The sequence below is a fragment of the Bradyrhizobium guangdongense genome, from assembly GCF_006483445.1.
Taxonomy (GTDB): domain Bacteria; phylum Pseudomonadota; class Alphaproteobacteria; order Rhizobiales; family Xanthobacteraceae; genus Bradyrhizobium; species Bradyrhizobium guangdongense_A.
Map to the genome: position 1 here is coordinate 1 of NZ_PPPT01000106.1, position 23576 is coordinate 23576.

A 23576-nucleotide genomic window follows, 5' to 3' on the forward strand; every position below is an offset into this window, starting at 1 on the left:
CGGAATCCATAACCACGATCGGGAGTATGGATTCCGGGCCTGCGCCGTTTCGGCGCATCCCGGAATGACGAAAGCAAGAGAAACGCAAGGAAACGCCATGATTGAATTCTTCTTCGACTGTTCCAGCCCCTGGACCTATCTCGCCTTCCACAACATCCAGCCTCTCGCAAAAGAGCTCGGCGTCGAGATTGTCTGGCGGCCGATCCTGGTCGGCGGCATCTTCAATACGGTGAACCCCAGCGTCTACGCCCAGCGCGAGACGCCGGTGCCGTTGAAGGCGCGTTACATGAAGAAGGACCTTCAGGACTGGGCGCGCTCGGCGGGCCTTGCGATCAAGATGCCGCCGACGGTGTTTCCGGTGAACAGTGTGAAAGCGATGCGCGGCTGCATCTGGCTGGGCAAGGATATGGTGCCGTTCGCGACCGCGGTGTTCGAGACCTATTGGGGTGGCGACAAGGACATCTCGCAGGACGCGGTGCTTTCGGAGGTCTGCAAGAAGGTCGGCATCGACGAGCAAAAATTCTTCGCCGGCATTTCGGAGCAGGGGATCAAGGACCAGCTCAAGGCCAATACCGAGGAGGTCATTGCGCGCGGCGGGTTCGGGTCGCCCACGATCTTCGTCGACAAGACCGACATGTATTTTGGCAATGACCGCCTGCCGCTGATCCGCGAGGCGATTTTGCGCCGCAAGGCGAGTGTCGCCTGATGGTTCGCGCCGTCGTTTGCCGCACGCTCGGTGCGCCCGAGACACTGCGGCTCGAGGAATTTCCGTCGCGGCCGTTGAAGCCAGGCGAGGTACGCGTTGCCATCCGCGCGGCCGGGCTCAATTTCCCCGACGTGCTGATGGCGGCGGGCGAGTACCAGCTCAAGCCGGAGCTGCCGTTCACGCCGGGCATGGAAGCTGCCGGCGACGTTACCGAGATCGGCGTGGACGTGAAGGGCGTCGCCGTCGGCGACAGGATGATCGTCAAGATGCGGCACGGCGCCTTCACCGACGAGGCCATCGTCTCGGCGGCGCAGCTTACAAAGATGCCGTCGACCTTCGATTATGCCGAGGCCGCGACGTTCCTGGCCGGACACGGCACGGCCTATCATGCGCTGATCGACCGCGGAAAGGTCGTGCCAGGCGAGGTGCTGCTGGTGCACGGCGCCGGCGGCGGCGTGGGGCTTGCCGCGGTCGAGCTCGGCAAGATGCTGGGCGCCACCGTGATCGCAACTGCATCCAGCGATGAGAAGCTCGCAATCGCAAAGGCGCGCGGCGCCGATCATCTCGTGCGCTACGACCAGGAACCATTCCGCGATGCCGTCAAGCGCATCACCGACGGCCGCGGCGTTGACGTCGTGTTCGATCCCGTTGGTGGCGAAGTCTTTGAGAACTCGATGCGCTGCATCGCCTGGGGCGCGAGGCTGCTGGTGATCGGGTTCACCGGCGGCATCGGCTCGGCGAAAACCAACCTGCTGCTGATCAAGGGGGCGAGCGTGCTCGGCGTGCGCGCCGGCGAAGCCGTGCGCAGGAACCCGGCGCTCGGCGCGATCAGGCTGAAGGCGCTCTTGCAATGGGCCGAGGAGGGAAAACTCCGTCCCAACGTCTCGCACCGCCTGCCGCTGCAAGATTACGCCAAGGCGATGCGGCTGTTGATCGACCGCAAGGCGATCGGGCGTGTGGCGCTGGTGATGGAGTGAAGCTGCCGAGGGTGGGCAAAGGCGCTCTTGCGCCGTGCCCACCATCTTTCCTTGATCTCGACACAAGTGGTGGGCACGCTTCGCTTTGCCCACCCTACGGCTTCGTCATTTGTACTCACGCTCCGTCCACCACGGGAAATAATCCGGCATGTCGCTCGACACCTTGTTCTTGAACTGCGCCGGGCGCTTCTCCAGGAACGAGACCACGCCTTCCTTGACGTCCTCCGAACGGCCGCGGGCGTAGATGCCGCGGCTGTCGACCTTGTGGGCCTCCATCGGATCGTCCGCGCCCATCATGCGCCACATCATCTGACGGATCAGCGCTACCGACACAGGCGCGGTCTTCGCTGCAAACTCCTTGGCGAGCGCGCGCGCGGTCGGCAGCAGGTCATCCGGGGCTACGACCTTGCTGACGAGGCGGCCGGCGAGCGCTTCCTGCGCCGGGAAGACGCGGCCCGAATAGCACCATTCCAGCGCCTGCGAGATGCCGACGATGCGCGGCAGGAACCAGCTCGAGGCGGCCTCGGGCACGATGCCACGCTGGGAGAACACGAAGCCGAAACGCGCCGCGTCGGAGGCGATGCGGATGTCCATCGCAAGCTGCATGGTGACGCCGATGCCGACGGCGGGGCCGTTTACGGCCGCGATCACGGGCTTGAGGCATTTGAAGATGCGGAGCGTCACCTGGCCGCCGCCGTCGCGCACCTGCGGATCGCTGTAGTCCACCGCACCGTTCGCAAGCCGCTTCACGGGCCCGCGCCGCGCATCGCGGTCAAAGGTGTTGGCGCCGGAGGAGAGGTCGGCGCCAGCGCAGAAGCCGCGACCCGCACCGGTGACGATGATGGCGCGGACATTGTCGTCCTTGTCGGCGGCGTCGAACGCGTCGATCAACTCCTGCTGCATTTGTCCGTTGAAGGCGTTGAGCTTGTCGGGCCGGTTCAGCGTGATGGTGAGGATCTGATCGGCGACCTCGTATCTGATGGTCTCATACGCCATGGCGGTTTCCTTCCCTTGTTCTCTTGATTTGTAGCACGTCATTCCGGGATGCGTGCGAAGCACGCAGGCCCGGAATCCATTCATCGGCACAATGCGCGGAGAAATGGATTCCGGGCTTGCGCCAAGAGGGCGCAACCCGGAATGACTGAACGGCCGCTACTTCGCGGGCGGCCGCGGCCAGGGCCGCTGCGGGCCACGCAGGCCTTCAAAGGCCTTGGCCATGCCGAGCACGCCGATATCGTCGAAGCGGCGGCCGACGATCTGCACGCCGATGGGAAATCCCTTGGCGTCGTAGCCGCCGTTGATTGAAATCGCCGGGTTCTCCGACATATTCCACGGCACGGTATAGCAGATGTGTTCGAACGGCTTCATGGGATCGTTGAGGGGCGAGGCGAACTCGGCCGGATAGTTCACGTTCGGCGCGGTCGGCGAGATCAGATAGTCGAGCTCGCAGAACAGCGATTTTGCGGCAGCGCGGATCGCCATGGTCTGGTTGAAGCCCCTGATGACGTCGACGCCGGAGAGTTTTTCGCCCGACGCACCCCATTTGAAGATGTAGGGCAGCACTCTTGCCTGCTCGTCGGACGTGAGTTTTGAGAGGTCATCCCACATCCGCGCGCGCCAGAAATTGTCGAGACCGTCGAGCATTTCGCGCGTCAGGATGCCGTCGACTTCGGTGACGACAGCGCCGGCGGATTCAAACGCTTTTGCTGCCTTCACCGCGACGTCGCGCACCGGCTTCTCCAGCGGCTGGCCGACGCCAAGATCGAGCATCAGCCCGATCCGCAGCTTGCGCGGCGATTTTTCCAGCGCCTTCCAGTTGATGGTGTCGGCGGGCAGGCTCATGCCGTCGCTCCGGTCGGGCTTTGCGATCACGCTCATCATCAGCGCGCAATCATCGACCGTGCGGGTCATGGGGCCCGCGACGCGGCCGACATAGGGCGGATCGATCGGCACGCGGCCGAAGCTCGGCTTCAGGCCGACGAGGCCGCACCAGCCCGCCGGCAGCCGGATCGAGCCGCCGATATCGGTACCGAGATGCAGGGGACCGTAGCCGGCCGCACCGGCTGCTCCGGCACCTGCGCTCGAGCCACCGGGATTCTTGGTGATATCCCAAGGATTGCGGGCGAGCGCATGAAAGCTCGAAAGCCCCGACGACAGCATGCCGTAATCCGGCATCGTGGTCTTCGCGAACAGGATCGCACCGGCTTCGCGCAGGCGCGCGGCCGGCGGCGCATCCTTCTCCGCCGGCACCAGCTTGACGCTGGCCGCACCCAGCGGCACCGGCACGCCCTTGGTCGCGATGTTGTCCTTGATCGTGACAGGCACACCGTCGAGCGGGCCGGAGGGCTCGCCGCCGGACCAGCGCGCGGTCGAGGCTTCCGCGGCCGCGCGCGCACCGTCGGGATCGAAGGCGTAGAGCGCCCTAAGCTGCGGCTCCCACAATGCGACATGCGCGAGCAAATCCTCCAGCACCTCGCTCGGCGAGAACTGCTTTGCGCGATAGCCCGCGATCAGATCGACCGCGGACAGATCGTGCAGCGAGGTGACTGCCTCCTCGGTACGCGGCTTATGCATGAGCTCCGACCGGCATGCGCGTTTCGATGATGCGGGCGAACATGCTGGCGCCGATCGGCAGGATCTTGTCGTCGAGCACGAAGCCGGGGTTGTGCACGGGCACCGAGCCGTCATGCCCGACCCAGAAATAGGCGCCCGGGATGGTTTCCAGCATGTCGGCGAAATCTTCGCTGCCCATCTTCGGCGTAGTGCGCGTGATCACCTTGGCGGGATCGACGATGGTGCGCGCGACGTCCTCGACCACCTTGGACTGCTCGACCTGGTTGACCAGCACGTTGAAGGTGTCGCGGATGTCGACGTCGATCACGCATTGATAGGCGCTCGCGATGCCGGCGCAGATCGTACGGATGCGTTCGCTGACCAGGGTGCGGACTTCTTTCGAGAAGGTGCGGATGGTGCCGCAAAGATGCGCGTCGCCGGGAATGACGTTGTAGGCGGAGCCCGCATGGATCTGGGTGATCGAAACGACCGCAGCCTGAAGCGGATCAACGTTGCGGCTGACGATGGTCTGGATCGCCTGCGCCAGTGTGGTCGCGATCACGACCGCGTCCTTGGAGCGCTCGGGCATCGCGCCATGCGCGCCATAGCCGGTGATGCGGAGGTCGAAGAAGTCGGCGCTGGCCATTGCCGGGCCAGGCAGGATCGCGATCTCGCCGTGATTGAGATCGGGCGCGTTGTGCAGGCCGTAGAGTTCGTCGCAGGGGAATTTCTCGAACAATCCGTCCTTGATCATGGCGCGGGCGCCGCCGAGGCCTTCTTCGGCCGGCTGGAAGATCAGATGCACGGTGCCGTCAAAATTCTTTGTCTCGGCGAGATAGCGCGCGGTGCCGAGCAGCATGGTGGTGTGGCCGTCATGGCCGCAGCCGTGGAACCGGCCTGGAATTTTTGAACTCCATTTCAAATTGGTATTCTCTTCCATCGGCAGCGCGTCCATGTCGGCGCGCAGGCCAATGCGCTTGCTGCCGGTGCCCTTGCCCTTGATGACGCCGATCACGCCAGTGCCGCCGAGACCGCGATGCACCTCGATACCCCAGCTCGTCAGCTTGTCGGCGACGATGCCCGACGTGCGGACCTCCTCGAACCCGATCTCCGGATGGGCGTGAAGGTCGCGGCGGATGGCGGTGAGTTCGTCGGCATAGCCGTCGATACGTTCAATGGTGGGCATCGGTTCTCTTCTGTCGGTTAGCGGGAAGGGGGATTGAATGCGGGGCCGTTTGGCTTGAGGCGGATGCCCGGACGCAGCCGTGTCCAGGGTAGCGTCGCGGTGTCGGCGGGCATCGCGCCCGGCGCGGCGCAGATCATGAGTTTTTCCGCGATCGGCTCGAAATCGGCGCGGAAATGCACGGAGCTCTTGTTGACGAGGATCGCCTGCTCGGTCGGCTCGATGCCGACATAGCGGTACATCGCTTGATCGGCGAGCTGCGCCTTGTGCGAAGACACGACCACGCGGACGTCGCCGATGCGCAAGGCGGCCGACGGGCCCATCTCCATCTCGCGACCACCATAATAAGGGCCGGGCGCGACGAAGCGGCCATCGCTGAGTTTTTCGACGATGAACGTCTCGGTGTAGGGCTCGTCGCCGGGAATGCCGGACTTGCCGCCGAGCGACAAGGTGACGGTCGTGCCGACGCCGGCCGCGTGCGCGGCCTTCGCCGAGACGGGATCATAGATCACGCCGGTCGCCGCACTTGCCTTGTTGCGCACCAGCGCGCGCAGCATGCCCGTGGTGTCGGAATCGCCGCCGGCGCCGGGATTGTCCTGGGTGTCGGCGATGATGATCGGCTTGGTTGCGCTCTTGGCGAGCTCCATCGCGTGACGGATACCTTCGTCGGGCGACCAGATCTTGCCGTCAAAGTCGTCTTCGTGGCTCTCGATCAGTTTTACGATCGCATCCGCCGCGCGGTCGGCGTCGTCCTGCGTCACGCCATAGGCGAACACGCTCGGTCCGCAATCGTGGAAATCGGCGGCGGGAAAACCCGGCGCGAAGGAGAGGGTGGGGACCGCGTCGCTCTCGAGCGCGGCGAGCTTGTCGTAGATGCCTTTGGTCGGAAAGTCGTTGGTGCATTGCCAACTGATCGCGATCAGGAACGGCAATTGCCGGAACGCTTTTGCGAGCGGCTGCCTGGTCTTCAGCAGCAGCGCGAGATGTCTTGCGCAGGCACGTCCGGTCTCGGCCATGTCGACATGGGGATAGGTGCGGTAGGCGATCAGCGCATCCGCATGCGCGACCATCTCGGGCGTGACGTTGGCGTGCAGGTCGAGGCTGACGACGAGCGGAACGTTCTTCCCGATCACACCGCGTACGCGCCGCAGGATTTCGCCTTCACCGTCGTCAAGATGCTCGGTGACCATGGCGCCGTGGAGATCGAGATAGACGGCGTCGAGCGGGCCGGCCGCGGCAATGCCGTCGACCATCACCGTCACGATGCGCTCGAAGGCGTCCTCGGTGACATGCGCCGACGGGCTCGCACCGCAGGCAATGGTCGGGATGAGCCCCCAGCCATTGGCATCAGCCGCATCGACGAAACCGGCAAGCCCGACATTGATGCGGCGCATCACTTTCAGCACATCGGCGCCTTCGGTCATCGCCGGCCAGCCGCCGCCATGCTGGAAGTCGGCGAACGTCGCCTTCGTCGGCGCAAAGGTGTTGGTCTCGTGCAGGAAGCCGCCGACGGCGATGCGTGTCATTCAGTTTGGTCCAAGCGATTTGTGCGGGCGACGTTACCCGCCTTTGCGGCAAGAGCAAGCAACGGAGACAGTCGCGCCGCGCATGGCGTCAAGCTGTTTCGGGAATGGTGAGAGCGAAGCCAATGCATCCGCCGTCATTCCGGGGCGCGCCCTCTTGGGCGCGAGCTATGGTGCGCAATTGCGCACCTGAGAATCCATTGCGCAGCAGAATCCGCGGCCCGATGGATTCCGGGCTCATCGCTTCGCGATGCCCCGGAATGACGGCGGAAAGAGCTACGCGCTCGCCGCCACACCCTCCGCGACCGGCCGAAAATTCGCAAAATCCCAGCCGCGGCCCGGTGCTGCATCGAGCAGCGCCTTGGTGTAGGCCTCCTTGGGATGCGTCAGCACCTCTGCCGCCGGGCCCTGTTCGACGACACGGCCGTGCTGCATCACCACCACCTCGTCGCAGATCTGGGCCGCGACGCGCAGATCGTGGGTGATGAACAGGAGGGCGATGCCGAGCCGCTTCTGAATCTCGTCCAAGAGTTCCAGAACCTGCGCCTGCACGGAGACGTCGAGCGCGGAGACGGCTTCGTCGGCGACCAGCACGTCGGGATCGAGTGCGAGGGCGCGGGCAATGGCGATGCGCTGGCGCTGGCCGCCGGAGAACTGGTGTGGATAGCGCGACACAGCGTCGGCCGGCAGGCCGACGAGTTCCAATAGCTCGCGGGCACGCTTGAGCGCATCCGCGCGCGGAACGCCGTAGTTGATCGGGCCTTCCGCGATGCTCTCGCCGATGGTGACGCGCGGGTTGAGCGAGCGATAGGGATCCTGGAACACGATCTGGATCTTCTGCCGATGCGGCTGCAACAGCCGTCGCGACAGGTCCGAAATCTCGCGGCCCGCGAGCCGCACCCCGCCTGAGGTCGGGTCGATCAGGCGAACGATGCAGCGGGCGACCGTGGACTTGCCCGAGCCGCTCTCGCCGACGATGCCGAGCGTGCGGCCCTTGCGGAGCGTGAGCGTGACCTTGTCGGCGGCGACGACCTCGCGGCCTTTGCCGAAGAACGTTCGCTCGCGATAGACCTTGCCGAGGTCGTTGGCCTCCAGCACCACGGGTTCCCTGGTTTCCGCGCGTGCCGCACGCGGCACCAGGCTCGGCACCGAGGCCAGCAGGTTGCGGGTATATTCCATCGTCGGATTGCGCAGGATGGAGTCGAGCGTGCCCGTTTCGACCAGGCGCCCCTGCCGCATCACGGCAACGCGGTCGGCGATCTCGGCCACCACACCCATGTCATGGGTGATGAACAGAACGGCGGTGCCGTGGACGCGCTGCAGCTCGCGGATCAGCGAGAGGATCTGCTTCTGCGTGGTGACGTCGAGCGCGGTGGTCGGCTCGTCCGCGATGAGCAGTTTCGGTTCGAGCACCAGCGCCATCGCGATCATGATGCGCTGACGCTGGCCGCCGGACAGCCGATGCGGGTAGGAGGCAAAAATGCGCTCGACCTGGGGCAGGTGGACTTGCTCCATCATCTCGAGGATGCGTTTCTTTCGCGCCTTGGCATCGAGATCTGTGTGGGCGCGCAGGACTTCGTCGATCTGCCGACCGACGGGAACGACCGGATTGAGCGCCGTCATCGGCTCCTGAAAGATCATCGCCATTTGCGTGGCGCGCAACTGCCGCAGGCGGCGGTCGGTCGCGGTCAAAATCTCTTCGCCGACCAGCTTCACGCTGCCGGCGGTCGGAACCAGCGTGCCCTTCTGCAGCAGGCCCATCACGGTCAGCGACGTCACCGACTTGCCCGAGCCGCTTTCGCCGACCACACACAGCGTCTCGCGCTCGTGCACCTGGAGCGAGATGCCGTCGATGATCTTTGGTCCGTTCGGCTTCTTGCCGATGGACACGACGAGGTTGTTGATGTCGAGGATGGTGTTGGTCATGCAAGCTCTTTCGTCATTCCACATTGCGCAATCGCGCAATGGGGGCGCGCGTAGCGCGAGCCCGGAATCCATCGGGCGTCAGGACAAGCGGTGAGATGGATTCCGGGCTCGCGCCAAGAGGCGCGCCCCGGAATGACGGCGTTACCTGTCTCACTTCCCCTCCCGCTGCTTCATGCGCGGATCGAGGGCGTCGCGCGCGGCGTCGCCGATCAGGTTGATGCTGAGGATGGCGATCGACAGCAGCAGGCCGGGCCAGAAGATCAGCGACGGCTTGATCTGGAAGAACTGGCGTCCCTCGGCCATGATGTTGCCCCAGGTCGGCGTCTCCGGCGAGATGCCGGCGCCGAGGAAGGACAGGATGGCCTCGGTGAGGATTGCGGAGGCGCAGACATAGGTGCCTTGCACGATCAACGGCGCGATCGTGTTCGGCATCAGGTGTCGCACCATGATCTTGGGCAGGCTTGAGCCGACCGAGATCGCCGCCTCGACATAGGGTTCCTCCCGTGCCGACAATACGACCGAGCGGACGAGGCGGGCGACGCGCGGGATTTCGGGGATGGTGATAGCGACCATCACGGTCCAGATGCTGGCGCCGGACAAAGACACCACTGCGATCGCGAGCAAAATGCTCGGCATCGCCATCAGACCGTCCATCACGCGCATCATGACAGCGTCGACCAGCTTGAAGAAGCCGGAGACGAGGCCGATTGCGAGGCCGATCGCGACCGACAGGATGGCGCAGCCGATTCCGATGAACAGCGAGATACGCCCGCCATAGACGACGCGCGAGAGCAGATCGCGGCCAAAGGCGTCGGTCCCAAGCAGGAATTGTGCAGACGTCGGCTTCAGCCGCTGCGAGGGCGCCAGCAGGATCGGGTCATGCGGCGCGATCAGCGGCGCGAGGATCGATACGATGATGATCAGGCCAAGGCAGACCGTGGCGGTCGCGATGATCGGTGTCGACGTCAGGAAGCCGAAGCGCGGACGCAGCGGCGTCGTGATCGGGATTGACGGTTCGGGAAGGGTTTCGATGGACATGTCTGAACCGTTCCTCAGTACCGGATCCGCGGATCGAGCAGCGTGTAGGCGACGTCGATCAGGAGGTTGACGGTGACGTAGACCAGCGAGGTCAGAAGGATCATCGCCTGGATCACCGGATAATCGCGCGCCAGCACCGCATCCACCGTGAGGCGGCCGATACCGGGAATGTTGAAGACGCTCTCGGTGACGACGACGCCCGAGATCAGCAGCGCAAAGCCGGTGCCGATCACGGTGATGACCGGCACGGCGGCGTTGCGCAGCGCGTGCCGCAGCAGCACCGCGGTTTCGTTGATGCCCTTGGCGCGTGCGGTGCGGACATAATCCTCACCGAGCACGTCGAGCATCGCCGCGCGGGTCATGCGCGCGATCAGCGCGATATAGATGAAGGAGAGCGCGCAGGTCGGCAGCACGATGCGCTCGAAGAACGGTCCGAAGCCTGCCGTGATGCTTTTGAAGCCCTGCACCGGCACCCAGCGCAGGTCGATCGCAAAGAGCTGGATCAGGACATAGCCGACCACGAACACCGGTACCGAGAAGCCGAGCACGGAGAGGCCCATCACGAAGCGGTCGATCCAGGTGCCGTGCTTCCAGGCGGCAATCACGCCGAGGGGGACCGCGACCACGACCGCGAGGATGATGGTGCACAGCGCAAGCGAGATCGACGGCTCGACGCGCTGACTGATCATCTTCAACACCGGTATGTTGGAGATCAGCGACGTGCCGAGATCGCCATGCAACAGCCGGTTCACCCAGGTGATGAACTGCACGATCAGGGGCTCGTTGAGGCCAAGCGTCTCGCGGATGCGCTCGAGCCGTTCGGGCGTCGCGTTGTCGCCGGCGAGGATCGCGGCGGGGTCGCCCGGGGTGAGCCGGAGCAGGAGAAAGACAAACAGCGCCACCACACCCATCACGGGCACGGCGGCGAAGATTCGGCGAACGAGATATCCCAGCAAGTTGGATCCGTCAGATTAGAGTCAAATCGGCGGTGACGCCGGCGGCAGGCTGCCACGAGCCTAACATTTCAGCAATTCCCGTGCCATCGGACGTGCCGTTTTTGCGGTGCAGCCAATTGGATTTGTGAAGTTATCTCTGTCATTCCGGGGCGATGCAAAGCATCGAACCCGGAATCTCGAGATTCCCCGAAGCGCAATTGCGCTCGGAGGTCTGGTCCTTCGGACCATCCCCGTTGCGCACTTGCGCAATGTGGAATGATGGCTTCGCCGTCACTCCAGCGTCGCCAAAAGCCCCGCCATCAGCCGGCCGCGCTCGGCGAGGCTGTCGACCTCGATGTGCTCGTCCAGCGTGTGTGCGTTGGCACCACGCACGCCCAGGCCGTCGAGGGTGGGGATGCCCATCGCGCCGGTGAAGTTGCCGTCGGAGCCGCCGCCGGCGCTGGCATGGGGCAATTCGGCGCCCAGCTGTTTTGCGAGACCGCGCGCCTTTTCATAGAGCGCCATGGTGCCGGCATCGGGTTCCCACACCGGACGGGTAACGCCGCGCGTCACCTTGAAGGAGACGTCGTTGCTGGTTCCTGACAGCGCCAGCATCTTCTCGACGCCGCGGTCGAGATCGGCCTGGCGCTTCGCCATCGAGAGCGCTTCCCCGGTCGCCGTCGTGGCAACGCAATTGACCCATTGGCCGCCATGCACGATGCCGACCGAGAAGGTGCAGTCGTCCGTCGTCATGGCGTCGATCGCCAGGATCTGCCGCGCCATTTCTCGTATCGCGGAACGCCCGGAGGACAGCGTCGCGCCGGCATGGCTCGGCCGTCCCGTGGCTTCCAGGTTGAAGCGCGCGATCGCATAGCGGCCGGTGACGACGCCGTTGTCGGCGCGGCCCGGTTCCGGCACCAGCACGTATTTATTGCGCGCAGCCTCCGCCTCGATGATGTCTCGCGTCGAGGGCGTGCCGACTTCCTCGTCGGGCGTGAACAGCACGGTGATCGGCAGCGGCGTGGTGAAGGACGCACGCGCCAACTGTCGGATCGCCTCGAGCGAGAGGTAGTTGCCGCCCTTCATGTCGAAGATGCCGGGGCCGTAGCATTTGTTGCCCTCGCGCCGCCATGTCAGCTTCTCGATGGTGCCGACCGGATGCACCGTATCCATGTGGCCGGCGATCAGGATGCCCGGCTCGCCCTGCCGCGGATGGGGAAAGCGCGCGCGGACCACGCCGCCAAAGCCCTGCCGGCCGGCGATGCGCTCGATCGTCGCACCCATGATCGCCATGTCGCGCGCCGCGAGGTCCAGCATGCGGTTGACGGCGTTTGCGTCCCAGGTCGGGCTCTCGCATTCCACCCAGGCGCGCAAGCCTTGCAGCATGGCCTCGGAATCAAAGGGAAGATTGGCTGGATTCATGACCGGTCTCTCAGGCTTCGCGCGCGGCGCAACAGGCTCGCGCGCGTCAGGGAATGTTCTGCGGGCGGCTTTGTAAAGTGAAATGCAGACACCGAGAGCCCGTGCAGTCGCCGCGCGGGGCATGCAAGGAAAGCGGATTGACGGCCTGCGTGCTTGATGCAAGTCTCGAAAAGATGAAGGCGTTGCAACACGTTAGGTCGCCTAAAGAACGAACCGAATGCACAAGCAATAACCCGCCTTTGACCAGTTTCACGTCAGGAGAAACTTCCAAATGATCAACTTCACGCGCCGGAGACATCGCTCGCTCGTCTCCAAACTTGCGCTGTCCATCCTCGCGCTGTCGACGGCACTGGCTACGCCCGTGCTCGCCGCAGGCAAGACGATCACGGCGGTGATGCACTCCGATTTGCGCATCATCGATCCGATCTTCACCACGGCCTACATCACGCGCGACCATGGCTACATGGTCTACGACACGCTGATCTCGACCGATTCGAACTTCAAGATTCAGCCGCAGATGGCGGACTGGAAGATCTCCGACGACAAGCTCACCTACACCTTCACGCTGCGCGACGGCCTGAAGTGGCATGACGGCGCGCCCGTCACCGCGGAAGACTGCGTCGCCTCGCTGAAGCGCTGGGCCGCGGTCGACGGCATGGGCCAGAAGCTGATGGACTTCACCGCCTCGATCGAGGCGACCGATCCCAAGACCATCACGCTGAAGCTGAAGGAGCCCTACGGCCTGGTGCTCGATTCGATCGGCAAGCCGTCTTCGCGCGTCGCCTTCATGATGCCGAAGCGCCTCGCCGAGACGCCGGCCGACAAGCAGATCCCCGAGCAGGTCGGCTCCGGTCCTTTCAAGTTCGTGCAGGGTGAATTCCAGCCGGGCGTGAAGGCGGTCTACGTCAAGAACACCGACTACGTGCCGCGCAAGGAGCCCTCGAGCTGGACCGCCGGCGGCAAGGTCGTGAAGGTCGACCGCGTCGAGTGGATCACCATGCCGGACTCGCAGACCGCGGTGAACGCGCTGCAGTCGGGCGACATCGACTTCATCGAGAACCCGGCGTTCGACCTCATTCCGGTGCTCGAAGCCGACAAGAACCTCAAGGTCGAGGTGCTGAACAAGTTCGGCTTCCAGACGCTTGGGCGCATGAACTTCCTGCTTCCGCCGTTCGACAACGTGAAGGTCCGCCGTGCCGCGTTGCTGGCGATGAACCAGAAGGACGTGCTCGACGCGCTGATCGGCAATCCCAAATACTACAAGGTCTGCGGCGCGTTCTTCATCTGCGACACGCCGTTCGCAACCGACGTCGGCTCCGAAACGCTGGTGAAGGGCAACGGCATGGCGGAAGCCAAGAAGGCGCTCGCCGAGTCCGGTTACGACGGCACGCCGATCGTGATCATGGCGCCCGGCGACGTCGTGACGCTGAAGGCGCAGCCGATCGTCGCCGCCCAGGCGCTCCGCGATGCCGGCTTCAAGGTCGACCTCCAGGCGACCGACTGGCAGACGGTGGTGAGCCGTCGCGCCAGCCAGAAGCCGGTCAAGGAGGGCGGCTGGAACATGTTCTTCACCAATTGGGTCAGCGCCGACGTCTCCAACCCGATCGCCAACCTGTCGATCAGCGGTCTCGGCAAGAAGGGCTGGTTCGGCTGGGCGGAGAACGCCAAGATCGAAGAGCTCAAGGACAAGTTCGTCCGCGCGGCTTCGCTCGACGAGCAGAAGAAGATCGCGGCCGAGATCCAGAAGGAAGCCTACGATCAGGTCATCTACGTGCCGCTCGGCCAGTACCAGGCTGCGAGCGCGTGGCGGAAGTCGATCACCGGCGTGATCGACGGCCCGGCCACCCCGGTGTTCTGGAACATGGACAAGTCGGAGTAGGGCGTTCCTGCGCCATCTGCCTCAACGACGAACGGCGCCGCTGACATCAGCGGCGCCGTTTCTGCTTGAGTGACCGTCGTTGCGCGCTTCTTACGCCGCGTGGTGATGCGGCCGGAACAACCGTCCCTTCTCGACAACCAGCACGATCGCGAGCGAGGCCAGCGTGCAGAGGAAGAAGCCGGTCGCAAACGGCAGCAGCGTGCCGTCAAAGCTCTGGCCCATGACGATGCCGATCGCGATCCCGACCAGCGTCGTGATCGAGCCGTAGAGCGAGGAGGCGGTGCCGGCGATGTGGCCCTGCGGCTCCATCGCGAGCGCGGTGAAGTTCGCGATCATCATGCCGAACGCGAACATCATCAGCGCCGACAGCGCCAGGAACAGCGAAAGCGGCAGCGCATGCAGGTACTCGGCAAACAGCATCGCGCCTGCGACGACGGCGTAGAGCGTCAATGCGCCGTGCGAGATCACGCGCATCCCGAGCCGCCCGACCAGCCGGGCGTTGAGGAAGGCGGCGATCGCCGTGCCGGCCGCGATGGCCGCGAACGCGATCGGAAAATAATGGCCGAGTTGGTAGATGCCGACGAAAACCTGCTGGGCCGAGAACACATAGGCGAACAGCGCGCCGATCACGCCGCCGGTCGCGAGCGCGTAGCCGATGGTCTGGCGGTTGGTGACGGTCTGCCTGAAGGCATCGAGTACATCGCGCGGCGCGAGCGAGCGTCGCTCGCTCTGCGGCAGGGTCTCGGGCAGGCGCAACACGCTCCATGCCAGCGCGAGCAGGCCGTAGAGCATCAGCACGACGAAGATGCCGCGCCATTGCGTGAGCAGCAGCACGGCCTGGCCGAAGGACGGCGCGACCACGGGCACGGCGATGAACACCATCATGGCGAGCGACATCACGCTCGCCATGCGGCGGCCGACATAGCAGTCGCGCACGATCGAGGTGGCGATGACGCGCGTCGCCGAGGTGCCAAGCCCCTGCAGCGCGCGGGCGAGCAGCAGCGTCTCGAAGGAGGGCGCGGCGATCGCGAGCACGCTGGCGATCGCATAGACCGTCATGCCGCCGAGCAGCACCGGCCGCCGTCCGAAGCGGTCCGACAAGGGGCCCATGACGAACTGGCCGACGCCAAATCCGATCAGGAAGGTCGACAGCACGAGTTGCAGATGATTGGCGACGGGAATCTTGAACGCCGTCCCGATATTGGGCAGCGCCGGCAGCATCATGTCCATCGCCAGCGGATTGAGCGCCATGATGGCGGCGATCACGATGACGAATTCGGGAAATCCCATCGGACGGTGTCCCGAGGACACCCAACTGTCGGCATTCACGTCGGACACGAAACTACCCCTGCATTGCAGAGGTGGTTGTAGCCATCATGCTGCGACGCACAACCCCTGTTTGGGGATGGCTGACGGCCAGCGCGGTCAATACGGGACAATTAAAGGTGAAGGGCCGTGATGCTGCGAGCGGTGGAGGAGCAGATTCGCCGCGCAAAGGCCCCGCTGCCGCGAGCTCGAGTCGATCCCGCGCCGATCACAACTTGATCAACGCGATGCCGAGATCCTCGCGCCTCTTGCGACGCAGATGCGCCGCGGTCTCGGCGATGGTGACCTCTAGCGTCGGTTGCACGATGCCTGAGAGCAGATGGCCGCCGCGGACCGAGCCGTCCTTCAACCCCAGCACCGCATGCAGATGCAGGCTGGCCTTGCCGTCATCGCCCTCGGCGAGGTCGCCGAGCAGGCTCAGCACTTCGCATTGCTCGCTCACCTCGATCGGCTTGTATTGCTTCTTCGCCAGATCGAACCAGCCGACCCTGGCCTGCGAGAATGCGCCGATCGCGGTGACCGACGCGCCGGTGATGCTCTCGCGATCGGCGAATTCGCTGATGGCATGAAACGCGTCCTCGCCGGGCTCGAGGACGAGGACAAAAATGCGCGCCGGCGCGTCCTTGAGGCATCGGAATTTCATCGTAGCGCCCGTGTGAGTGTGGAGGTTCAACAGCCGCGATGGCGCGTTGTTCCTCCAGCTGCGGGGCGCCTTAGATTGCGCTTCGGTGAGGTGCGCGGACGAAATGCTGGTGCGGGCAGCCGGAATCGAACCGGCACAGCGCTTTCGCGCCGAGGGATTTTAAGTCCCTTGCGTCTACCAATTCCGCCATGCCCGCTTGATCCAACGAGATCAAAGACTTAATGCGTTTTCCGGCCTGCTGGAATTGGCTTTCTGGGACCGGAAGGCGACTTCTTCCTTAAGCGAGCCGGCCAGCTAACGCAAAGCCTCAATCCGGACATCTCGCCCTGCTTTAGGCATTCTCAATTCAAGGGGACTATTGATCCGGCATGTTCGTCTCCACCTCAAACCGTCTGCGCGCCTGCTGCGCACTGTCGGCGCTGCTCGTCTCCGCGGCCGCGCTGTCCGGCTGCGCCAGCGTCGGCGATACGATCAGTCCGGCCTTCGCCGACCCCGGCAAATATGAATTGTGGGAGTGCAAGCAGCTCGAGGCCGAGCGCAAGTCGCTGGCTGCACGCACCGCCGACCTGCAGAAGCTGATGGACAAGGCCGAGACCGGCGTCGGCGGCGCTCTCGTGTCCGAGGTGGCCTATCGCAACGACTATGTGGCGATCCAGGGGCAGCGGCATTTTGCCGAAGAGGCCTGGCGCAAGAACCGCTGCCGGGAATCCGTACCTGGCGCAGCCGTGGCCGGCGCGCCGCCTACGCCGCCCGTCATCGCGCCCGCCGGCACGCCGCGGCCGCAGCCATCGCGCTCAGGGAGCGCGGTCTACTAAACCTTCCAGCCGTAGATCCAGTCCTGCCGCGCCAGCATGCGCTCCGGGCCGAGCGCACGGATCGACAGATCGCGCGCCAGCGCCAAGGGGCCGGTGAGATGATAGATCTGGCCCTGCTGCCGCGCCGTGCGCTGGACACGCTTCACGCGTGCACGGCGGGCGCGGCCATATTGCTTCAGCGCCGCCGCGATGCTGGCCGCGCTCTCCGTCGCGTTGCCGGCAAGGTGCTGCGCCAGCACGGCCGCATCCTCGATCGCCATGCCGGCGCCCTGGGCTGCAAAGGGCAGCATCGCGTGCACGGCATCGCCGAGCAGCGCGACTGATCCCTTGCTCCAGTCGCAGCCCTCGGGCACGCCGAACAGCGCCCATTTGCGCCAGCTGTCGACGGCCGTCAGCATCATCCGCGCCGGGCCCGGCCAGCGCGGCGCGGGGAAGGCCTCCATCACCTCGAAGGGATCGCCGGGCGTGCTCCAGCCCGGCCTGTTCCAGGTCCCCGGCACGATCGCGACCACGTTGATCTGGCGGCCGCCCGCGATCGGATAGGCGACGAGATGGGCGCCCGGGCCCATCCAGAGCTGCACGCGGCGCGAGGTGTATTCCTTCGGCAGTTGCGTGGCCTCGAACGTGCCGCGCCAGGCGATCAGGCCGGAGAAGCGCGGCTGCACCTCGGGAAACAGATGCTGCCGCACCGTCGACCAGATGCCGTCGGCGCCGACCAGCACGCTCGCAACGTCGCTTGCACGGGAATTGCCGATGCGATGAACCACGGTGAGCCCGCGCGCATGGGCCGCCACGTCCTCGAAGGTGGCGCCGAGACGCAGCTCGATATCGGGATGGTCCGCAACCTGCGCCGCGAGCGCCGCCTGCAGATCGGCCCGGTGCACCACCCAATAGGGCGCACCGGCGCGCGCTGCGGCCGCCTCGCCGAGCGGCAGGCGCAAGAGCTCGCCGCCGGCGCGCGCGCTCATGATGCTGACCGCTTCCGGCACCACCGCGCGCAGGCGCAGGCGTTCGGTGAGGCCGAGCTCGACCAGGATGCGGCTGGCATTGGGAGAGAGTTGCAGGCCGGCGCCGACTTCCTCGAGCCGCTCGGCCTTTTCCAGCACGACGACGCGAAAGCCTTTTGCGGCGAGCGCGAGCGCCGCCGTCAATCCGCCGATACCGGCGCCTGCGATGAAGATCGTCCGGGAGACCGCCACACCAACAGGACTATCAGACTTAACAGACCGCCGTCAGGCGGCCTTGTCCTTCACCACGCATTCCGGCGGGCGGGCTTCACCCGCCTTCAGGTCGGCCGCGAAGCGGTACAGCGTCGAGCAGTACGGGCAGATGATCTCGTTGTCGTTGCCGAGGTCCAGGAACACGTGCGGATGGTCGAACGGAGGATTGGCGCCGACGCACATGAATTCCTGCGAGCCGATTTCGATGACGGGAACACCGGCATCGTTGTGGAAGTGCGGGACGACATGGTCGGACATCGGAACTCATCCTGGAGTGGCAAAGGGCGTCAGAACGCAACCAAACTGACGCGGCATCCTGAAAACGCCGCGGACCATACTGGCGGGTGCAGATGATTGCTAGTCCAGTGGAACCAAATTCAAGGCTCGCAACTGCCCCATGCTCATTTGCGCAAGGCAAATTCGACACTTTCTTGTCGTTCCGGAGAAGCCCTTCTTTCGTCGGGGACGTTGTGTCGCAAATTTGGCATACTATGTCTGTGGACGATGGAAGGGCCCAATTGCGGGCCGAATCGGCAGGCAGATGAGCAGCAAAGCTCCAAATTTTGCGTCCAGGTCTTACGCATGAAATGGCTGCGAATCAGCTTTGCCGTGACAGGCCTCGTCGCCTGCGCCTTCACGCTCGTGCGGATCGCGCCGCATGCGCGCGACTCTGCCGCAATCCTCGCCGCGCAGGACGATCCGGCCGCGCTGTCGGAGCTGCAGCTCGACGCCGTCCTGGCGAACAATCCCGCGCTCATTCCCCAAAATATCGAGGCCGCCCTTGCCGCCGGCGATGCCGATCTCGCCAACTCCTTTGTCGAGCTCGCGCGCGAGCGCAACATCGCGCTGCCGGACGGCCTGTTGACCCGCGTCAACGATGCGGTGAGGGACGAGAATTCGACCACGCATTTCGCCAAGCGTTTTGCCACCGGCCTCGTCACCGGCAATGCCGACGATGTCGCGAGCCTCTCCGGCACGGTTGCCGGCGATCTCTTCGTGTTCGGCGACGTCAGGGACGTCGTGCGCGAGGGCAAGCATCTTGCCATGGGCGAGGAGACCGATCACCTCGTGCTCGGGCTTGCCACCGCTGGCCTCGCGGTGACGGCGGCAACCTATATTTCCGTCGGCGGCGCCACGCCGGTGCGCGCCGGATTGTCGCTGGTGAAGGACGCCCGCAAGGTCGGCCGGATCGGCGAGGGGCTGGCTGCCTGGGCCGGCCGCTCCGCGCGCGAGGTCGTCGATACGCCCGCGCTGCAGAAGGCGGTCGCTTCGAGCTCGATGTTCCGCCCGGGTGAAAGCGTCGGTGCGATCAAGGCCGCGTTCCGCGCCGAAAAGGCCGGTGCGCTGGTCCGCCTCGGCAAGGACGTCACGCGCGTCGCCGAGAAGACCGGCACGCGCGGCGCGATGGATACGCTGCGCATTGCCGAGGGCCCGAAGGACGTCGCGCGCGCTGCGCGGCTCGCGGAAGCGCAGGGCGGCAAGACTCGCGCCATCATGAAGCTGCTCGGCCGCGGCGCGCTGCTGCTCGTCACCGGCGCCTTCAATTTCACGATGTGGATCCTGGGTGCGGCCTTCACGCTGCTCGGCCTGTTGTCGTCGATCAAGGCGATGACGGAACGCCTGACCCAGTCGTGGATTGACCGCGGCAAGGCACGGCGGCGACGCCGGGCCGAGGCCGAAGCACGCGAGGCCGCTCTGGCGGCGGCGGCCGTCACGGCCTAGTATCGTCCTCTCCCCAACAGACGCGGACCTGATGATGCCGAGTTTCCACAACGGCGCCGTTGAAATTGCCTATCTCGACGAAGGCGAGGGCGAACCGATCTTCCTGGTGCACGGCTTTGCCTCGACCAAGAACGTCAACTGGGTCTATCCGACCTGGGTCTCCGAGCTGCGCAAGAACGGCCGCCGCGTGATCGCGCTCGACAATCGCGGCCATGGCGAGTCCCAAAAGCTCTACGATTCCGCGCAATATTCCATTCCGATCATGGCCGGTGACGTGCTGGCACTGATGGACCATCTCGCAATCCCGCAGGCCGACATCATGGGCTATTCGATGGGCGGGCGGATGGCGGCCTGGATCGGGCTCAACGAGCCGCAGCGGCTGCGTTCGGCGATCCTCGGCGGCATCGGCATCGGCGGCCTGATCGAGGGCACCGGCCCCGGCGAGAAAGTGGCCGAGGCGCTGGAGGCGCCTTCGCTCGACGACGTCACCGATCCCGTCGGGCGGACGTTTCGGGCGTTTGCCGACCAAACCCGCTCCGACCGCAAGGCGCTCGCCGCATGCCTGCGCGGCACCCGCGATCTCATGACCGGGCAGGAAGCCGCGCGCATCGACGTGCCCGTGTTGATCGCGGTCGGCACCACCGACGACGTCGCCGGCTCCGCGCACGCGCTCGGCGAACTCATTCCCGGTTCGGAAGTGCTGGACATTCCCAACCGCGACCACATGCGCGCGGTCGGCGACAAGGTCTACAAGACGGGCGTGATCGATTTCCTGTCACGCCGGCGATGACGGCCCGTCACGCCGGCGATGACGGCGCGTCGGCAGCATTGTCGCCGCCGATGACGCGCGCCAGCGCCGCCAGCACGACGAAGGTGGCAAGCCAGACCATCCGCGCGCCGTAACGGTCGTGCGGTCCTGAGATCACCGCGCAGATGAAGGCGTTGCCGAGCAGCGCCAGCGCCACCGTGCTCGCCAGCAGCGTCAGATCATCGAGCCGGCGGCGCGCCAGCGCATGTCCGAGCAGCGCGATCAGCCCCAGCATCGAGGCGAGCGCTGTGGGAACGTGCAGCCAGTTGACGTACGCGAAATCGAGGCCCCAGTGCTGTTGGCGCGCGGCACGCATCGGCGCGACCTGCGAGGGGACGTAGCGCGCGATGATCCCATAGGTGTGCGGGATCCAGCCATTGGTGCCTTCGCCGGTCGCAACATGCAGCAATTGCTGGCCGACCGCCCGCAACGCCGCCTGCGCCTGCCAGGCCGGATACTCGGCGAGCGCGTGCACGACGATGTAGCTCATCTCGTCGTTCATCCCCTCGAACCGGCCGAGCGTGTTGAACATGCTGTTGCCCCACAAGAATTCGTCGGCGGTCGCGGGCAGCACGTTGCGATAGGGGCAGAGCTTGAATTTTTCGCGCGGGCAATGGTCGTTCAGATAGCGCGCGACGATGCCGTCCTGCATCATGCGGCCGAAGGCGACGCCGTAACCGCCGGGCGTCCAGGCCCAATTGCCCGACAGCGCAAAGTTCGCCGCAAGCAGCATCAACCCGCCGGCGACGATGGTCAGGCTGCCCTGGACCAGGCCCGCGACCGGAATGCGCCGGCGCAGGAGCGGCCACGCCATCCAGCCGACCAGGCACAGCCCGAGCAGCACGCCGAGCGTCGCGCTATGGGTTGCCGCGGCAAAGGCGGTGAAGACGAACAGCGAGATTCTTTCCGTCGTCGAGATCCGCCTGCCGCCGACGACGAGAAGGAATAGCGACAACACCGACAGTCCTGCAAAGATGTCGGTCAGCAGCATGCTGGCGAGCCAGGGCAGCGCAGTCGATACGATGAGGAGGAGACCGATCGCGACGAAGCGCGACGTCTGCATCATCCCGAGCACGCGCAGCGTCAGTTGCAACAGCCATAGCGTCGCCAGCGACTGGATCGCGAGGTTGATCCAGAAGCCCGAGCTCTCGCCCATATGCAGATAGAGCCCGAACACCGTCGAGCGGCTCGGCACCAGATAGCCCTCGTACCAGCGCGCCAGATAGCCGCCGGTATCCCACTGAAGCAGCGCATAACCATTCCAGAACGCCGGCGCGATCAGGAGAAGGGGCAGCGCAATGACCGCCAGCCCCAGCCAGGCCGAGCTGGTGGTGCGGCTGCGCGAGATATCGGTGGTGATGCTCACATCGTCTCCGTCGCGTCGGCGACCATGGCCGAAATAGCGCGTGCCACGAAATTCACCAATAGTTTGACGCCACCGGCTTGAATTCCAGCAAACGCTGACCACCTTGAACCGACCATGAACGGACCAAGTCACGCATGGGGTGGCGTAAGAAAGTCTTTTAATTCAACGCGTTGGCGGGTGTTCGAACGGCAAGCCGCTGTTCACTCTCAGGCAAGCCTACTCGGGCGCAGGCGCTTAAGCTGTGCTATAGATCAAGCAAACGGGCGGTGTCGCGCGCAAGCGCAAGAAAACCTCAGGAAAACCGGGAAGAGAAATCCAATGGCAGTCCATCAGGTCAATCCGGGAGGAAAGCTGGCCGCACTTGATCCGATCTGGGATCGGATCAGGGGCGAGGCGGAGGACATCGTCCGCCGCGAGCCGGAGCTTGCGTCCTTCATCTATTCGAGCGTCCTGCATCACAGCCGCCTCGAAGACGCGGTGATCCACCGCATCGCCGAGCGGCTTGATCATGCCGCGCTGTCGGGCGACCTCGTGCGCCAGACCTTTGACGAGGCGCTGCGCGACGATCCCGATCTCGGCAACGCCTTCCGCGCCGATCTCGTCGCCGTCTATGACCGCGATCCCGCGACCTCGCGCTTCATCGATCCCTTGCTCTACTTCAAGGGCTTTCACGCCATCCAGACCCATCGTCTCGCGCACTGGCTCTGGCTGAAGGGCCGCAAGGATTTTGCCTACTACTTGCAGAGCCGCGCCTCGGCGGTGTTCCAGACCGACATCAATCCGGCCGCCAAGATTGGCCGCGGCATCTTCCTGGATCATGCGACAGGCTTCGTCGTCGGCGAGACGGCCGTGATCGAGGACGACGTCTCGATCCTGCACGGCGTCACGCTCGGCGGCACCGGCAAGGAGAACGAGGACCGCCACCCGAAGATTCGCCGCGGCGTGATGATCGGGGCGGGAGCCAAGATTCTGGGCAACATCGAAGTCGGCCATTGCGCGCGCATCGCGGCGGGCTCGGTCGTGGTCAAGCCCGTGCCGCACAACGTCACGGTCGCTGGCGTTCCCGCCAAGATCGTCGGCGAGGCCGGCTGCGCCGAACCGTCGCGCACCATGGACCAGATGATCAACGCCATGGGGCTTTGAGGCCCTGATGGCCGTGGGGCCGGGTTTTCCGGCCCCAAAGTCCCCAACATTCTTTGTGAATTGATGCTGGCGGTTGGTCGCGTCTCGTCCTAAAACCCGCCGAACAAAATTCGATTGGAGACTTGCCGTGGACGTCAAAGAAGTGAGGAAGCTCGACGCGTATCTGAAGCGCGTGTTCGGCAATCCCAAGATTCGCGTCGTGCCGCGGCCGAAGAAGGACGATTCCGCCGAGGTCTACATCGGCGAGGAATTCATCGGCGTGCTCTTCGTCGACGACGAGGACGACGACCGCTCCTTCCAGTTCCAGATGGCGATCCTCGAAGACGATCTCGTCGACCAGGAATAGCGCTGCCGACGCTCGTAGCCCGGATGGAGCCAACGGGTCGGCGCA

The 23576-nt window shown here is 65.0% G+C and carries 21 protein-coding genes and 1 tRNA gene; 8 read left to right on the forward strand and 14 right to left on the reverse strand.

Translation table 11 applies throughout. The annotated features are described in order from the left end of the window. The first annotated feature begins 97 nt into the window (after positions 1-97). Together C2U70_RS15500 and C2U70_RS15505 are read left to right on the forward strand one after the other, a co-directional pair. Entirely contained in the window at positions 98-706 is a 609-nt protein-coding gene (locus tag C2U70_RS15500) for a 2-hydroxychromene-2-carboxylate isomerase (RefSeq protein WP_140979257.1), read from the forward strand. Then, complete coding sequence (locus C2U70_RS15505; protein WP_140979259.1) at positions 706-1683, forward strand: NADPH:quinone oxidoreductase family protein; 978 nt, start codon at positions 706-708, stop codon at positions 1681-1683. The genes C2U70_RS15500 and C2U70_RS15505 overlap by 1 nt, the downstream gene beginning before the upstream one ends. A 105-nt stretch (positions 1684-1788) precedes the next feature. Here C2U70_RS15505 and C2U70_RS15510 read toward each other — a convergent pair whose 3' ends face one another. The 8 genes from C2U70_RS15510 to C2U70_RS15550 form a co-directional block, all read right to left on the reverse strand. Next, the gene (locus C2U70_RS15510; protein WP_140979261.1) at positions 1789-2679 is read right to left on the reverse strand and encodes a crotonase/enoyl-CoA hydratase family protein; all 891 of its coding nucleotides are present in this window, start codon (positions 2677-2679) and stop codon (positions 1789-1791) included. Between the two features lie 156 nt (positions 2680-2835). Next, positions 2836-4257 (reverse strand): amidase, encoded by a 1422-nt coding sequence (locus C2U70_RS15515; RefSeq protein WP_140979263.1) that lies wholly within the window; start codon positions 4255-4257, stop codon positions 2836-2838. After that, the gene (locus C2U70_RS15520; RefSeq protein WP_140979265.1) at positions 4250-5422 is read right to left on the reverse strand and encodes a M20 aminoacylase family protein; all 1173 of its coding nucleotides are present in this window, start codon (positions 5420-5422) and stop codon (positions 4250-4252) included. Before C2U70_RS15520 ends, C2U70_RS15515 begins: the two co-directional genes overlap by 8 nt. Positions 5423-5439: 17 nt before the next feature. Next, positions 5440-6945: a M81 family metallopeptidase gene (locus C2U70_RS15525; RefSeq protein ID WP_140979267.1), complete on the reverse strand. Its 1506-nt coding sequence runs from the start codon at positions 6943-6945 to the stop codon at positions 5440-5442. A 273-nt stretch (positions 6946-7218) separates the two neighbouring features. Continuing rightward, positions 7219-8868, reverse strand: coding sequence for an ABC transporter ATP-binding protein (locus C2U70_RS15530; RefSeq protein WP_140979269.1), 1650 nt, complete (start codon positions 8866-8868; stop codon positions 7219-7221). A 150-nt stretch (positions 8869-9018) separates the two neighbouring features. After that, positions 9019-9906 carry an ABC transporter permease gene (locus C2U70_RS15535; RefSeq protein WP_140979271.1) on the reverse strand — a complete coding sequence of 296 codons (888 nt, stop codon included), beginning with the start codon at positions 9904-9906 and terminating at the stop codon, positions 9019-9021. A 14-nt stretch (positions 9907-9920) separates the two neighbouring features. Next, positions 9921-10862 (reverse strand): ABC transporter permease, encoded by a 942-nt coding sequence (locus C2U70_RS15540; RefSeq protein ID WP_186294283.1) that lies wholly within the window; start codon positions 10860-10862, stop codon positions 9921-9923. A gap of 270 nt (positions 10863-11132) precedes the next feature. Further along, positions 11133-12263: a M20/M25/M40 family metallo-hydrolase gene (locus C2U70_RS15550; protein WP_140979273.1), complete on the reverse strand. Its 1131-nt coding sequence runs from the start codon at positions 12261-12263 to the stop codon at positions 11133-11135. 271 nt (positions 12264-12534) lie between these two features. On the opposite strand from C2U70_RS15550, the gene C2U70_RS15555 reads away from it, so the two are divergent. Beyond that, entirely contained in the window at positions 12535-14142 is a 1608-nt protein-coding gene (locus C2U70_RS15555; protein WP_140979275.1) for an ABC transporter substrate-binding protein, read from the forward strand. A 90-nt stretch (positions 14143-14232) separates the two neighbouring features. On the opposite strand, the gene C2U70_RS15560 is transcribed toward C2U70_RS15555, so the two are convergent. The 3 genes from C2U70_RS15560 to C2U70_RS15570 form a co-directional block, all read right to left on the reverse strand. Further along, on the reverse strand, positions 14233-15480 hold the full coding sequence (locus C2U70_RS15560; protein ID WP_140979277.1) for a multidrug effflux MFS transporter: 1248 nt from the start codon (positions 15478-15480) through the stop codon (positions 14233-14235). A gap of 196 nt (positions 15481-15676) precedes the next feature. Further along, positions 15677-16111, reverse strand: a complete 435-nt coding sequence (locus C2U70_RS15565) for a PPC domain-containing DNA-binding protein (protein ID WP_140979278.1) — start codon at positions 16109-16111, stop codon at positions 15677-15679. A 107-nt stretch (positions 16112-16218) separates the two neighbouring features. After that, a tRNA-Leu gene (locus C2U70_RS15570) sits at positions 16219-16307 on the reverse strand. 172 nt (positions 16308-16479) lie between these two features. Between C2U70_RS15570 and C2U70_RS15575 the strand changes: the two genes are divergently transcribed. Beyond that, complete coding sequence (locus C2U70_RS15575) at positions 16480-16926, forward strand: twin-arginine translocation pathway signal (protein ID WP_140979280.1); 447 nt, start codon at positions 16480-16482, stop codon at positions 16924-16926. Here C2U70_RS15575 and C2U70_RS15580 read toward each other — a convergent pair. Then, positions 16923-18125: an FAD-dependent monooxygenase gene (locus tag C2U70_RS15580; protein WP_140979282.1), complete on the reverse strand. Its 1203-nt coding sequence runs from the start codon at positions 18123-18125 to the stop codon at positions 16923-16925. The genes C2U70_RS15575 and C2U70_RS15580 overlap by 4 nt on opposite strands. A gap of 33 nt (positions 18126-18158) precedes the next feature. Further along, complete coding sequence (locus C2U70_RS15585) at positions 18159-18404, reverse strand: zinc-finger domain-containing protein (RefSeq protein ID WP_140979284.1); 246 nt, start codon at positions 18402-18404, stop codon at positions 18159-18161. Between the two features lie 324 nt (positions 18405-18728). Here C2U70_RS15585 and C2U70_RS15590 point away from each other — a divergent pair, with 324 nt between their 5' ends. Together C2U70_RS15590 and C2U70_RS15595 are read left to right on the forward strand one after the other, a co-directional pair. Next, positions 18729-19868 (forward strand): hypothetical protein, encoded by a 1140-nt coding sequence (locus C2U70_RS15590; RefSeq protein WP_140979285.1) that lies wholly within the window; start codon positions 18729-18731, stop codon positions 19866-19868. Positions 19869-19902: 34 nt separating this feature from the next. After that, the gene (locus tag C2U70_RS15595) at positions 19903-20658 is read left to right on the forward strand and encodes an alpha/beta fold hydrolase (RefSeq protein WP_140979287.1); all 756 of its coding nucleotides are present in this window, start codon (positions 19903-19905) and stop codon (positions 20656-20658) included. 7 nt (positions 20659-20665) lie between these two features. Here C2U70_RS15595 and C2U70_RS15600 read toward each other — a convergent pair whose 3' ends face one another. After that, positions 20666-22042, reverse strand: a complete 1377-nt coding sequence (locus C2U70_RS15600) for a hypothetical protein (RefSeq protein ID WP_186294284.1) — start codon at positions 22040-22042, stop codon at positions 20666-20668. A 318-nt stretch (positions 22043-22360) separates the two neighbouring features. Here C2U70_RS15600 and cysE point away from each other — a divergent pair, with 318 nt between their 5' ends. Both cysE and C2U70_RS15610 read left to right on the forward strand, forming a co-directional pair. Continuing rightward, the gene (cysE, locus tag C2U70_RS15605; protein ID WP_140979289.1) at positions 22361-23185 is read left to right on the forward strand and encodes a serine O-acetyltransferase; all 825 of its coding nucleotides are present in this window, start codon (positions 22361-22363) and stop codon (positions 23183-23185) included. Between the two features lie 127 nt (positions 23186-23312). Beyond that, entirely contained in the window at positions 23313-23531 is a 219-nt protein-coding gene (locus C2U70_RS15610; protein WP_007602550.1) for a DUF3126 family protein, read from the forward strand. The last annotated feature ends 45 nt before the right edge of the window (positions 23532-23576 follow it).

Excerpts from the sequence above, each read along its gene's own strand:
- C2U70_RS15530 (WP_140979269.1), bottom strand. The coding sequence starts at position 8,868 with ATGACCAACACCATCCTCGACATCAACAACCTCGTCGTGTCCATCGGC.
- C2U70_RS15585 (WP_140979284.1), bottom strand. The coding sequence starts at position 18,404 with ATGTCCGACCATGTCGTCCCGCACTTCCACAACGATGCCGGTGTTCCC.
- C2U70_RS15500 (WP_140979257.1), top strand. The coding sequence starts at position 98 with ATGATTGAATTCTTCTTCGACTGTTCCAGCCCCTGGACCTATCTCGCC.
- C2U70_RS15525 (WP_140979267.1), bottom strand. The coding sequence starts at position 6,945 with ATGACACGCATCGCCGTCGGCGGCTTCCTGCACGAGACCAACACCTTT.
- C2U70_RS15565 (WP_140979278.1), bottom strand. The coding sequence starts at position 16,111 with ATGAAATTCCGATGCCTCAAGGACGCGCCGGCGCGCATTTTTGTCCTC.
- C2U70_RS15510 (WP_140979261.1), bottom strand. The coding sequence starts at position 2,679 with ATGGCGTATGAGACCATCAGATACGAGGTCGCCGATCAGATCCTCACC.
- C2U70_RS15550 (WP_140979273.1), bottom strand. The coding sequence starts at position 12,263 with ATGAATCCAGCCAATCTTCCCTTTGATTCCGAGGCCATGCTGCAAGGC.
- C2U70_RS15590 (WP_140979285.1), top strand. The coding sequence starts at position 18,729 with ATGAAATGGCTGCGAATCAGCTTTGCCGTGACAGGCCTCGTCGCCTGC.
- C2U70_RS15555 (WP_140979275.1), top strand. The coding sequence starts at position 12,535 with ATGATCAACTTCACGCGCCGGAGACATCGCTCGCTCGTCTCCAAACTT.
- C2U70_RS15575 (WP_140979280.1), top strand. The coding sequence starts at position 16,480 with ATGTTCGTCTCCACCTCAAACCGTCTGCGCGCCTGCTGCGCACTGTCG.
- cysE (WP_140979289.1), top strand. The coding sequence starts at position 22,361 with ATGGCAGTCCATCAGGTCAATCCGGGAGGAAAGCTGGCCGCACTTGAT.
- C2U70_RS15520 (WP_140979265.1), bottom strand. The coding sequence starts at position 5,422 with ATGCCCACCATTGAACGTATCGACGGCTATGCCGACGAACTCACCGCC.
- C2U70_RS15595 (WP_140979287.1), top strand. The coding sequence starts at position 19,903 with ATGCCGAGTTTCCACAACGGCGCCGTTGAAATTGCCTATCTCGACGAA.
- C2U70_RS15515 (WP_140979263.1), bottom strand. The coding sequence starts at position 4,257 with ATGCATAAGCCGCGTACCGAGGAGGCAGTCACCTCGCTGCACGATCTG.
- C2U70_RS15505 (WP_140979259.1), top strand. The coding sequence starts at position 706 with ATGGTTCGCGCCGTCGTTTGCCGCACGCTCGGTGCGCCCGAGACACTG.
- C2U70_RS15535 (WP_140979271.1), bottom strand. The coding sequence starts at position 9,906 with ATGTCCATCGAAACCCTTCCCGAACCGTCAATCCCGATCACGACGCCG.